11 protein-coding genes are annotated in these 12,912 nt (G+C 49.6%); 7 read left to right on the forward strand and 4 right to left on the reverse strand.

Features of this window, described 5'->3' with window-relative positions:
• Window positions 1-77 precede the first annotated feature (77 nt).
• Entirely contained in the window at window positions 78-1,967 is a 1,890-nt protein-coding gene (gene shc, locus ABEW73_RS29980; RefSeq protein WP_430165505.1) for a squalene--hopene cyclase, read from the forward strand.
• Between the two features lie 97 nt (window positions 1,968-2,064).
• Complete coding sequence (locus ABEW73_RS29985) at window positions 2,065-2,673, forward strand: class I SAM-dependent methyltransferase (RefSeq protein WP_430165502.1); 609 nt, start codon at window positions 2,065-2,067, stop codon at window positions 2,671-2,673.
• Between the two features lie 12 nt (window positions 2,674-2,685).
• Here ABEW73_RS29985 and ABEW73_RS29990 read toward each other — a convergent pair whose 3' ends face one another.
• On the reverse strand, window positions 2,686-3,489 hold the full coding sequence (locus ABEW73_RS29990) for a helix-turn-helix transcriptional regulator (protein WP_430165499.1): 804 nt from the start codon (window positions 3,487-3,489) through the stop codon (window positions 2,686-2,688).
• Window positions 3,490-3,985: 496 nt separating this feature from the next.
• Here ABEW73_RS29990 and ABEW73_RS29995 point away from each other — a divergent pair, with 496 nt between their 5' ends.
• The 4 genes from ABEW73_RS29995 (at window position 3,986) to ABEW73_RS30010 (ending at window position 8,542) form a co-directional block, all read left to right on the forward strand.
• On the forward strand, window positions 3,986-5,446 hold the full coding sequence (locus tag ABEW73_RS29995; RefSeq protein WP_430165496.1) for a sulfatase family protein: 1,461 nt from the start codon (window positions 3,986-3,988) through the stop codon (window positions 5,444-5,446).
• 84 nt (window positions 5,447-5,530) lie between these two features.
• Window positions 5,531-6,517 (forward strand): formylglycine-generating enzyme family protein, encoded by a 987-nt coding sequence (locus ABEW73_RS30000; RefSeq protein ID WP_430165493.1) that lies wholly within the window; start codon window positions 5,531-5,533, stop codon window positions 6,515-6,517.
• A 181-nt stretch (window positions 6,518-6,698) separates the two neighbouring features.
• A complete protein-coding gene (locus ABEW73_RS30005; RefSeq protein WP_430165637.1) occupies window positions 6,699-7,481 on the forward strand; it encodes a DeoR/GlpR family DNA-binding transcription regulator in 783 nt (260 codons plus the stop codon).
• Between the two features lie 59 nt (window positions 7,482-7,540).
• The gene (locus ABEW73_RS30010; RefSeq protein ID WP_430165490.1) at window positions 7,541-8,542 is read left to right on the forward strand and encodes a phosphotransferase enzyme family protein; all 1,002 of its coding nucleotides are present in this window, start codon (window positions 7,541-7,543) and stop codon (window positions 8,540-8,542) included.
• Window positions 8,543-8,659: 117 nt separating this feature from the next.
• Here ABEW73_RS30010 and ABEW73_RS30015 read toward each other — a convergent pair whose 3' ends face one another.
• Complete coding sequence (locus ABEW73_RS30015) at window positions 8,660-9,256, reverse strand: YjgB family protein (RefSeq protein WP_430165487.1); 597 nt, start codon at window positions 9,254-9,256, stop codon at window positions 8,660-8,662.
• Window positions 9,257-9,527: 271 nt separating this feature from the next.
• Between ABEW73_RS30015 and ABEW73_RS30020 the strand changes: the two genes are divergently transcribed.
• Entirely contained in the window at window positions 9,528-10,325 is a 798-nt protein-coding gene (locus ABEW73_RS30020; RefSeq protein WP_430165484.1) for a formate/nitrite transporter family protein, read from the forward strand.
• A 38-nt stretch (window positions 10,326-10,363) separates the two neighbouring features.
• Here the strand turns inward: ABEW73_RS30020 and ABEW73_RS30025 are convergent, their stop codons facing one another.
• Both ABEW73_RS30025 and ABEW73_RS30030 read right to left on the reverse strand, forming a co-directional pair.
• Window positions 10,364-10,891, reverse strand: coding sequence for a GNAT family N-acetyltransferase (locus tag ABEW73_RS30025; protein WP_430165481.1), 528 nt, complete (start codon window positions 10,889-10,891; stop codon window positions 10,364-10,366).
• 124 nt (window positions 10,892-11,015) lie between these two features.
• Complete coding sequence (locus tag ABEW73_RS30030; protein ID WP_430165478.1) at window positions 11,016-12,854, reverse strand: UbiD family decarboxylase; 1,839 nt, start codon at window positions 12,852-12,854, stop codon at window positions 11,016-11,018.
• Between the last annotated feature and the right edge of the window lie 58 nt (window positions 12,855-12,912).

Below are 12,912 nucleotides of genomic sequence, written 5' to 3' on the forward strand. Positions count from 1 at the left end.
TGACTCGCAGCACATCATTTCCTCCTCCCTGTGTTCATATAATGTTCATCATGGCGTTTGATGGAGGTACGATAGGAATGGGCAATGTACGGAGCACGGTAGATGTGGAAATAATGAAGCTGACTGACTTCTTCATGCAGCGGCAGCATCAAGACGGGTCATGGCATTTTTGCTTTGAGAACGGGATCACGATGGATGCTTATACGATCATTCTCTTTCGAATATTGGATATTCAGGATGAAGGGCTTATTAGCCGTTTGCATGCTCGCATTCTTGCCGAACAGCAGCCTGAGGGCTGCTGGCGATGGTATCGCGACGAAGAAGGAGGTAACATATCTGCATCCATCGATGCGTACTATGCACTGCTCTATTCTGGATACAGTGAACCAACGGACGAGCCGTTGATTCGAGCCAAACGTTACATTCAATCGCAAGGCGGATTAGGAAAATCCAACAGCATTTTGACGAAGGCGATTCTCGCAGCGACGGGTCAGCGCAAATGGCCGGCATCGATCTCGTTCATACCGCTGGAAATCATCCTCTTCCCAACGTATTTGCCAATGAATCTCTTTGAGTTCTCGGGTTATTCCCGCGTCCACCTTATTCCTATGCTGATCATGGCTGATCGTAAATTCTCCATAACAACCGATAAAGCGCCGGATCTATCCGATCTGATCGATTCCCGCCAAGATCACGATGAGCCATCCCCCCAGGAAAACCGGGAGATCGTGGAAAGTATACGAATGGGTCTCAGCAGACTGCTCGGGACTCCCCGTTATATCCATGAAGCTGCTCTACACAAGGCAGAGCAGTTCATGCTAAACCGAATCGAATCCGACGGCACTCTCTACAGTTACGCAAGCAGCACGATCCTTATGGTTTTTGCATTGCTTTCGTTAGAGTATGATAAACGACACCCGATCATCATGAACGCCATTCAAGGGTTAACGGCGATGCAGAACCGTTATGACGATAAGGCAACGATTCAGAATTCGCCCTCTACGATCTGGGATACGGCCTTGATTTCCTATGCGCTGCAAGAGTCCGGAGTTGCCAGCCATCATGAAGCCGTTCAGAGGGCGGGATCGTATCTCTTATCCAGGCAGCACGACAAAGCGGCGGATTGGAGTCTGCATAACCGAGGTACGGTTCCCGGTGGCTGGGGATTCTCTGACACCAACACCTTGAATCCCGACGTAGATGACACAACGGCGGCTTTAAGAGCGATGCACAGCTTGGCCCATACCGCACCCGTCTATCAGGACTCGTTGAATCGCGGACTGAACTGGATCATTTCCATGCAAAATAATGACGGAGGCTGGCCCGCCTTCGAAAAAAATACCAACAACGAAATGCTCACATGGCTGGCGATAGACGGTGCCAAATCCGCCGCCATCGACCCTTCGGAAGCCGACCTGACCGGACGCACATTGGAGTACCTCGGAAATTTCTGCGGATTCGATATGAAACACGATTTCATCAAACGGGGAGCCGGTTGGCTTATTTCTCATCAGGAACAAGATGGATCATGGTATGGAAGATGGGGAATTTGTTATATTTATGGAACGTGGGCCGCACTGACAGGTCTAAGGGCTGTGGGTATTTCGGAAGACCATGCCGCGATCCGAAAAGGAGCGGAGTGGTTATTGCAGGTTCAGAATCACGATGGTGGCTGGGGGGAATCTTGCACCAGCGACCAGGTAATGCGTTACAAGCCGTTGAGGCACAGCACACCTTCGCAAACCGCGTGGGCACTCGATGCACTCATCACGGTTCAGCCGGAGCCTTCTGCTGCAGTCAATAAAGGAATTGCCCAGATGATCGAATTGCTGCAGCAAGACGATTGGACGACAAAATACCCGACAGGCGCGGGTCTTCCAGGCAACTTCTATTCACATTATCACAGTTACCGGCACATATGGCCGCTCCTGACCCTAAGCCATTACAAGAAGAAATACGGGTCCTGAGGCGTGATGCTGTATCCATGTGACAGGAATGGTAGAATAGTGTTAGCCTTAACCTGTACTAGGTAGCATTGATTTCAATAAGTGAGGTGATCAAACGATGAATCCATGGAACGAACGGTTTCAGGGAGAAGATTACGTCTTCGGAACAGAACCGAACGTATTTATAGCCGATATGCATAAGAGGTTGGAATTAACGGGTGATGCGCTGGCGATCGCGGAGGGTGAAGGGCGTAATGCGGTGTTTCTGGCCCGCGAAGGCATGAGCGTAACCGTATGGGATTATGCGGAGTCCGGCCTTAACAAAGCCAATAAACTGGCTGAAGCCAGCGGCGTTGAGATTAGCACCGAGCTTGTGGATCTGCACGAAGCGCAGTGGAAGCAGGATCAATGGGATGAGATTATTTGCGTGTTCGGACATTTTCCTAAGGCATTGAGAACGAGGACTTTAGAAGGTGTGAAGACAGCGGTGAAGCCGGGAGGATACTTCCTCACCGAAGTATATTCACCGTACCAGATTCCTTATCGCAGCGGGGGGCCGCAAGATCAGCAATTTTTATACGCACCTGAGGATTTCCTCGAGCCCTTTGCGGATTGGCGGATTGTCCATTTTTTCATGGGGGAGGTCGTCAGGCAGGAGGGCCAGGGGCATCAGGGTTTATCCCATGTTATTCAGTTTGCGGGGCAGAAGCCGCCAACACTTGAGTGAAGACCAGCAAGATTAAGTGAATAGTATGGAAACGTCGGCCCGATCGTCCTGGTGCACATAGTTGGAGGGCGACAGGCCGGTGTATTTTTTAAACATCCGATAAAAATAGGACGTGTCATAATAACCCAAATAGTGGGCGATATGAGCGATCGTCATGTCCGAATGAAGCAGCAGGTTGCACGCTTCGAGCACGCGCAGCTGATGCATATACCGAATCGGTGAAAGACCGTACACCTCTTTGAAGAGGGCTGCAGCATAGCTCGGAGAGCGATGGATTAGCTTCGCTAATCCATCGATTTCGATCGGTTCGCGGTAATGCTCCAACAGATACGATTTGATGGTATCCGCATAGTTCCTTTTGCTTGGTGGCAGCTCGGTCTTCTCGAGTTCACGGGCCAACATGCCTATCAGTTCCTGCATGATGCCCTGACAGATCATGGCGCGGTAGCTTTTGCCGCCCCGCATTTCCTCGTACAAGCGCTCACAACGATGGTAGGCATATTGGATATGGGATAGGTTGAATTTCGTGCATTGACCCGCATCCAAAAATGGAATGCCTGTGGAACCTTGATGATCCAATGTAAAGAGAATGGTATGTTTCTGATGGGGAATGCCATTCCAGTTGCTGCCGCTGCGGCTTGTCGATCGGGGAATAAAGAGCATGTCTTCTTTTTCGGCAATGATTTCTTCCCCGTTGATCTCATATTTCACTTTGCCTTCTCTTACCACAACCAGGACATTGTACTCAATCGTCTCCAGCTGTGTCCGCCAATTCGGAATGTAATCATCAAAATTCACGCTCATCAATTGGATCATAGGACGACACCCCGCAGTGATTTTATACCTATAGCCTAGCACAATAATACTTCTAATGAGTAGCCATTCATAGGTTGTCATAATCTTGCTATATAGATTGAACTAATGAAAAGAGGAACCTCAACGGAGAAGGCGGAATTATTCTGGAGAAGCGGTAGCGGTCGCCCGAAAGCTTTCCAAAGGAAAGCTCGCATCGGAAGCATATACTGCATCCGGATTTCAACCAATTTTAATGGATTGATAGAAATCTGGGGGCAACAGCGATCGGAAGAATAATCCGTATTCGAAGTGATGCTCGGGCTGAGAATCTTTAGTTCAACTTACTTATATAATTAAAAAATGGAGTGGAATCGTACAACTAATTTATGAAATGTACATCGACTGCGTATAGAGTGGTGGCCTATAATTTCAGACAATTGCAGGATTATTGTAAACGCTGACATGAGTCCTGGAGAAGGGTAAGTGAATTCGACAAGAGGAAGGAAACGATGACGATATGAGAGTGTTATTACTGGATTTGGATTCGACCAGACCGGATCATTTAGGCTGTTATGGCTATCACCGGAATACGTCGCCGAACATTGACCGAATCGCGGCGGAAGGCGTGCGTTTTGACAATTACTATACCTCGGATGCTCCATGTTTTCCTTCAAGAACCGCATTAATGACTGGTAAGTTTGGTATTCATAACGGTGTTGTGGGTCATGGAGGCACAGCTGCCGATGTCCGGCATGAAGGCATGACGCGGGATTTCCGCGATAAGCTTGCTTCGGAGAGTTTTCCCGCCATATTCCGCCGGGCCGGTATGAAAACCGCGTTGATCAGTCCGTTCGGAGAACGCCATTCCGCCTGGACCTTCTATGCAGGCTTCAATGAAATGTATAATACGGGCAAGGGAGGCTTGGAGTCTGCAGAAGAAGTATCTCCGGTCGTGCTGGACTGGCTGGATCGCAACGCCGACGAAGATAACTGGATGCTCTATGTGAACTTCTGGGATCCGCATACACCGTATCGGGCGCCTCAGTCGCTGGGAAATCCATTCGAGCATGATCCTCTCCCGGATTGGATTACTGAAGACGTGCTTCAGGAGCATCAGAAGAAGGTCGGCCCGCATGGAGTGAACGAAATTAACATGTATAATAGTGATGTATCCCCCGATTACCCGCGTCATCCCGGAGAGATTCGGACGATGGAGGATTTGCGAGCGATGGTGGACGGCTATGATTGCGGTATTCGGCATATGGACGAGCATATCGGAGCTATCTTTGAATTGTTGGAAACCAAGGGCGTAATGGATGACCTGATCGTTATCATTACCGCGGATCATGGCGAGAACATGGGCGAGCTTGGGATTTATGGCGAGCATGGCACAGCGGATCAGGGGACCTGCCGCATCCCGATGATTATGCGGGGGCCCGGCATCATGAAAGGGATATCGGATCGCAACCTGCACTATCACCTGGATCTTCTGCCTACGATGGCGGAATATATGAACGTTGCACCGGCAAGAAGCTGGGATGGCATTAGTTATGCGGAGAGCCTGCGAAACGGAAGTGACAGCGGCAGGGAGTATCTGGTGGTATCCCAATGTGCTCATGTCTGTCAGCGAAGCGTGCGGTTTGGAGATTGGCTGTACATTCGAACCTATCATGACGGCTATCATCTGTTTGACAAAGAGATGCTGTTCCATATCACGGAGGACGTTCATGAACAGCACAATCAGGCCTCTCAAAGGCCGGATCTTTGCAGGGAGGCCGTCTACCTGCTGAATGAGTGGCATGATCATATGATGTCAACGATGCCGTATGACGTGGATCCGTTGTGGACGGTCATGAAGGAGGGGGGACCTTACCATGCCAAAGGTCATTTGCCCGGGTATATCGAGCGTTTGAAGAACACGGGCCGGGGAGAAGCGGTACCGGAGCTGATGCGCCGCCATCCTCGGGAGTTCGTGTAATAGTCATTATAGCAAGGTGAAGCAGGATAACCGCTCTGGTAGCGGTTGTCCTGTTCTCTGTATCAAGCATAGGAGGAACTTAGCATGGGAGAGCAACATTCTTGCTGCGCCGGCTCCAGAGCGAGCGTGCAGTTAGCGAAAACCGATCAGAAGGATCAGCTTGGCATTACTAGAGAAGAAGAGGATCATGAACAGTCTCTTCCTGATCTCCATACCGACATGATCATGCTGCCTGGAGGGACGTTTACGATGGGCACGAATTCGAATGAAGGTTTCCCTCGTGACGGCGAGGGGCCGGCTCGCAGCGTAACCGTCTCTGGATTTGAAATCTCGCCTCATGCCGTTACAAATGAGGAATTTCAACGTTTTGTTGAAGCCACCGGTTATGTTACGGAAGCGGAGCGTTTCGGCTGGTCGTTTGTTTTTGAGCTGCTGGCTTCGGAGGAAACGAAGGCAAAAGTAGCCCAGGTCCCGCAAGAGGTGCCTTGGTGGCTGGTGGTCGAAGGCGCATACTGGGCTGCGCCTGAGGGAACGGATTCCAGCATCGAAGGCCGGATGGACCATCCGGTTGTACATATATCCTGGAACGATGCCGCGGCATACTGCCAATGGGCCGGCGTGTCGCTTCCGACGGAAGCGGAATGGGAGTATGCGGCTCGCGGCGGTTTGGAGGGCAGAACCTATCCGTGGGGAGATCTGCTGAAACAGGACGGAGAACATCAATGCAACATATGGCAAGGTAAATTTCCAGTTAAAAATAACGCCAGCGACGGATATATCGGTACCGCGCCAGTGGATGCCTACAAGCCGAATGGTTACGGACTCTATAACATGTCCGGCAACGTATGGGAATGGTGCGGCGACTGGTTCAGCCCGTCTTATCATCAAGTGACCTCGGCCATCCATCCGTTCTTTGGGGAGTCTACCGGCAGTAGGTCCATGCGCGGCGGTTCGTACCTGTGCCACAGATCCTATTGCAACCGGTATCGAGTCGCGGCGCGTAGCGGGAATACGCCCGACAGTTCGACGGGCAATTGCGGTTTCCGGGTGGTGAGGGATCGGGCTTTATAGGGGCCTTCCGTGGTTAGCTGATCATGCAGTATTTTTAGAAAATCGCTTAAAAATGCATATAACTGAACATAAACGAAATATATTGATTGTAAAACGGAACAAAAGTGAATATAATCGAGGTGTTAAATGAAAACATAATGAATGTTCAGGAGGGAAATGTATGGTGCAAGATCAATCAGGAATGTTTGCCGAGGAACGTCGTCAGAAAATTCTTGCTTTGCTGCATCAAGATAAACGGGTGATTGCCAAGGACTTGGCCGAGCGATTTGAAATATCGATTGATTCGATTCGTCGGGATTTGACAATGATGGAGGAGCAAGGTTTACTCCAGAAAACGCACGGAGGCGCAATTCCTTCCATGAAAGTCCGGCAGCCGCCCGTGGCTCCGGAACAGCGGTATAGTGAAGGCTCCCCGGAAGGGAACGCCATTGCTCAATTAGCCGTTTCATACGTCCGAGAAAAAGATACGTTATTCATTGGCAGCAGCTCGCTTACCTATTTACTACTGAAGCATCTTCCGGAGCAGATGCCCTTGACGATCGTGACCAACTGCATGCGTGTAGCAGAAGCCCTGCGTGAGCGCGAATGGATTGACACCTATTTGATTGGCGGACGGGTGAAGCCTTCCGGAAATATCACGGACGCGCTTGCTAACGAATTTATTCGTCAATTTAAATTGGATATCAGTTTCGTTAGCGGAGGCGGTATTTCCGATGAGGGAATATACGTGGCTACACCTGAAGTTGCTGCATTTGGACGCGCGGTCTCTGCCGTATCCCGCCGCAGAATTGGCATGGCAACGCATCGGATTCTCGGACAGGATGGCTTTGCCAGAGCTGGCGCCGTCGAAGATCTGGATGTGTTAATTACCGATCAGAAGGCGGATCAGGAGGTCGTGGACCGGATCCAGGAGCTTGGCGTTAAGGTCATTGTGGCGAAAGCGGAAGAAGCTGCACCAAAATGATGAACCATTCGATATAACTTCATATAACTTAAGATTGAAAAGGTAAGAGAGGTAGAAACATGATTCAGCTTCTTCTGCAAGCTCACTGGCCAGAATGGAACGGTGAACGGGTTGATGGTCCTACGGGCTGGAACAATACGACCCATTTTATTCATAACGAGCAGCGCCGCTCGGTCATGCGTATTTACAATACGCATCGAGATCAGGCAAGAATCGAATTCGAGTTTGCCGTTCTGGAATCGCTGCAGCGGGTGCCGCTGAGCTTTAAGATTCCCGCTCCTCTTCCTTCTGTGTCTGGCGATAAGATGGTTCGGGTTCAGGATGGGAGTGATCGTTATGCTTGTCTATTTGCATATATTGAAGGAACTCGTCCGGAAGAAGGCAGCACTCCAGCAGCGTATTCCTTCGGGGAGAAGACGGGGGAACTGGTAAATGCCCTTGTGGCTTGTTCAATCGGAATGAGGCCGGTGTATCCGCCGTATTACGAGCTGCTTCAGTCTTATCCTACATGCAGCGAAGCGTTCATTCTAGATTTTTGCAAGCAACCGCCATTGGAGTTCAAGGATCAAGGAGAGGCACTTCATATACTAAAAGAAGCATACGCTGATATATGCAGCAGGCTTGAATCTCTAAAAAATCTGCCGCAACAGCTGGTTCATGGCGATCTGAACCTTTCGAACCTGCTGGTAGACGCTGAGTACCCCCAGACGGTGACCGCTCTGCTTGATTTTGAATTTAGTACACGGGATGTAAGAGCGATGGAGCCTGCGGTTGTCATCTCGGGATTTTTGGGAATCGTCGACGAGAGGGAAGTCATAAGACAGTTTTGCGAAGGATTTGCCAGCCGCGTACGGCTGGGCGCAGAGGAGATTGCTGCGATTCCAGTTCTCATGCGCTTGCGTATGGTGGATGTATTTCTGCATTTTTTGAGCCGCTATCGAGAAGGGACCGATGAGTCTCATGTGTTAAGGGAACAGGTGGATATGCTGGCTGACGGATTTAAGCGAATGGAATACAGCCAGGAGTGGCTGGATGATATGTTGTTTCAGTATTTGTTGTAAGTTGTAAGGTATTGGCACATGAATCAGAAAAGCCCGGCTCTTTATGAGACCGGGCTTTTTCGATGTTTTCTGAACATATTAACCGTAATTTGGGGAAGTAAGATATTCTACTAATGGTTATTTTTTCAGCAGATTAATATGGTCCAGCTCTGTGCTGCTGTTAAAGATGAACTCCAATTTGTAATCTCCACGATTATACGTGAGCTTGGTTTGTTTGATTTTTCCGGTTTTAAAAGTGGTTGTGGCATTTGGTGCAAACCAGTTCTGCTTCAGCATTTTCATGGTGATGCCGCCGATGTTCGTCTGTCGTTCCACGTTCGTGCCAAAGTATCGCATCTCGCGGATTTTGTTCAGTTTATAGGAAAAGGCGTAGCCTGGATTCCCCATGTTAGCCCCGTAAACATCGAAGGCATCGGCATCCTTGCCGGGCGCGGTAGGCTCGCCAATGGCCTTGTATACGTCCTGCTTCGTGCTTTTGCCGATTGTTAAACCGCTGACGGCACCAGGGAATTGTCCCTTTAATGCAGGTTTATAGAAGCTGTTGAGTGTCTTGAGCGCGTGCTCGGTGGCATAATCACCGGCATTTGCTGCTGTGGCGGCTTCTGCTTGCTGCAGCGGAAAAACAGCATGATTCACGCCGATAGCACTTACGCCGAGGACTCCTGCCATAGTCAAGGTGATGATTGCTTTTTTTGCTGGTTGTTTCACGTTCATGTTGCATCCTCTCCTTTGTAACAACTAATTACCACATACGCTGTTAATCAAACAAATGAACCAAACTTATCTTCCCATGATAATGGAAGCTGAGCGGCATTGGGTTACGATTCTATGAAGATGAAATATCAGATTTGATACCGGGGCCCAAATCGAGTTCAGCCCACCATGAATGTTTCGCCTGGGAAAATGGGGTAATGATGCATGAGGTGATATGAATTATTGGAAAAATCGTGTAATCTATATAGAACCGACTTTTTCAGGAGGAATTATGGAAACCGAATCATTACTCAAGGTGGAGCAGCTTGCTCTCAAAAAACACAAAATCTTCAAACAAAGCCATCTTCGTTACATCGCCCGCTCCATGCTCGCCAGCATGTTTATCGGCTTTGGCGTCATTGTTGCGTTTAAGACAGGCAACTTCTTTTATCTGGAGCATTCCCCTCTGACTTACCCGATGGCCGCCATTACGTTTGGCGCGGCAATCATTCTAATCGCGTATGGGGGAGGGGACTTGTTTACGGGGAACACGTTTTACTACACGTATGCCGCTCTGCGCAAGAAACTAAAGTGGCTCGAGGTCGTCAAGCTGTGGGTCTTCAGCTACGCAGGGAATATCTTGGGAGCGTGCACGTTTGCGCTGCTGATATTCTTGACGGGACTATTCATGGATTCATCCGTAAATGGATTCCTGCTCGATGTGGTTGAGCACAAAATGACCACCCCGACAGTGCAGCTGTTTTTCAGGGCAATTCTGTGCAACTGGCTCGTATGCCTTGCCTTTTTTATCCCGATGTCATTGAAGGGCGACGGGGCCAAAATGTTTGCCATGATGCTGTTTGTATTCTGTTTCTTCATTTCTGGATATGAGCACAGTGTCGCAAATATGTGCGCCTTTGCCATTGCGCTTGTGCTGAATCATCCCGGCACGATTTCATTGGAAGGCGTACTGCATAATTTGATCCCGGTAACGATTGGCAATTTGGTTGGCGGCGTGCTCTTGATGGGTTTTATGTATTATTTTGTGAACAAACCGTTTCTGGATGCCAAGGAATCTCCGGGTGAATGAAGCTTAGAGGTTTATGTAGAACCCTAACGTAAATGGAGCTAGTTCTTTAATAATGAGTACACCCGCGTATCGTGTGCGACGCCATTTTGATATATATATTGGCGAAGGACACCTTCCGCTTCAAAACCGAGTTTGGTCAGCAGGGCGTGGGAAGCCTGGTTCTCCATAAAAACAACGGCACCGATGCGCGTCAGGCCAAGCTCCTGTAAACCATATGCGATGATGGCGAGAGCAGCTTCGCTTGCATAACCTTGCCCCCAGAACTCGGGATGCAGTTCATAACCGATTTCTGCTCTCTTATGCCGCGGGGACCATACGTTATACCCAATCGTGCCGATGAGACCTTGCGCGTCTTTCCTTTCGATCCCCCATCGAATCCCGCGTTTCTCCTTGTAGTTGTTCGCGAAGAGCTCAACGATTTGATGAGCCTGCTCGAGGGTGGTAAGTGTGTCTTGTCCGTAATAGCGAGTCACGTCATCATTCGAGAAACAGCTATAGATAGCCTCGGCGTCCTGATGTTGGATTTCCCGCAGCGTTAAACGTTTGGTCTCGAGTATTGGAAACATGTTCTCCCTCCCAGTTAGAAAATAGGATTCACTATATAACTAAGGGCTGGCCTTAAAAGGACCAGCCCATTTTGTATTGCATCCATTCCATGCTGGTTGAACGCTTCATGTTCGCCGAGCGCTCTTATCGTATCGGAATACGACTTAAACTGCCTCCGTCCGAAAATAAACGCTTGATGCTGCGTTCAACCTCTTCATCCGGTATTAATGGCGGAGCCTGATGCGGTTTCGTACGGGCATCAATAATGACCGTATCACAGCCCCAATGCTTGTGCTCGTAGCGGACATTCACGCCGTGAATATCATGGGAAGGATTGCTGCGCGTAAAGGTCGCCCACAGGAAATTACTCACTGTTGCACTCATGAATCCACTGTCATCGCACAAAATGATCATAGGACAGGAGGAGAGGGAACCTCTCGCACGGATCGTCTCGTTTAGACGCTCCATTTCCTGCCGCACTTCGGCATAACTCGTAAAAGGGGCTCCCTGGATCGCGACAATGCCGGGCATGATCCATTGGGCAGGCGAGTACCCGGGCAGATCCTTCAAGGCTTCAGGCACCTCTTGGCACAATTCCCTTTTTTTATCCCCGACGGCCGCGAATACGACCTTGCTGCCGGTGTTGAGTCCGGTACCTGAATAATCGAGTGTATCCATTGTGGTATTGGTCTGAAAATGGATATCCCGGTGCAGATCGATGCGTTCCAATATATAGGTCAAGAAGTCCTCGATGCGATGTGTGCTTAAAGGTTGTTTCTCTTCTGCCGCAATGAACAAATACTTGGCCAAACTCAATTGGCCCGTGCCCAATATCCGATTGGCTATCGTGAGAAGCTCTGCCGGCTGTTTCACTTGTTGGTAAGGGGTATATCGTTCGCTGCCGATGGCAAAGAGCAAGGGGTGTACCCCAGCAGCGTCCACTGCATGAACCTCTTTGACACCCGGGATTTCTTGCCGGATGGCCCCGCCGGTCAGCTCATGAATCAGTTCGCCGAAGGACGTATCTTCCTGCGGAGGTCTTCCAACGACCGTAAATGGATAGATGGCCTGTTGTTTGGCGTAGACCTTGTGCACTCGCATGACGGGAAACGGATGGATCAGGCTGTAATAGCCGAGATGATCACCAAAAGGACCTTCCGGCTTGGTTTCACCCGGATGGATTTCCCCTGTAATGACAAAGTCCGCATCGTGGCTAATGCAGTAACCGTCAACATAGCTGTACCGGAAATGGCGTCCGGACAGCAAGCCGGCAAAGGTTAGTTCGCTCATGCCTTCCGGCAGCGGCATCACCGCTGAAATCGTATGCGCAGGGGGACCCCCGATGAAACAGCTTACTTTAAGGGGCTGCCCCAATTTATTTGCCTTCGCTTGATGGATGCCGATGCCCCGGTGGATCTGGTAATGGATGCCGACTTCCTTGTTCATTTCATATTCGTTGCCTGTGAGCTGCACCCGGTACATGCCCAGATTGGAATTCATAACACCCGGCTTTTCCGGATCTTCTGAATAGACTTGAGGCAGCGTGACAAAAGCACCGCCATCATCCTTCCAGTGCTTAATTAGCGGCATATCGGAAATTTGGATTTCTTGAAACCCGGGTGGCAGAGCCCCCGTTTTTTTAATAGGTAACGCGGTTTTAGCTGCCAATCCCGTCCCGATATATTTGAACGGATTTTTGAGCGCCTTCATCGGATCGTTGCGCAGCGCGATCACGTCTTGCGTGGATTCGAAGGTTTCCCGAAAAATGAATTTGCTGCGCTCAATCGTCCCGAACAGGTTGGATACCGCGCGGAACCTTGAACCTTTAACATTTTCAAATAACAGCGCCGGGCCGCCTGCGGCATAGACCTTCATATGTATGGCTGCCATTTCCAAATGAGGATCAACCTCTTCATGTATACGAACCAAATGGCCATGTTTCTCTAGATCAATGATGCATTCTTCCAGATTATGATATTTCATTACATAGCTCCAATCCCTTGAAGATAGTGAACTTATTCTTCTCTCTACTATTATCGAC

The sequence above is a fragment of the Paenibacillus lautus genome, assembly GCF_050482385.1.
Lineage (GTDB): Bacteria > Bacillota > Bacilli > Paenibacillales > Paenibacillaceae > Paenibacillus_AQ > Paenibacillus_AQ lautus_B.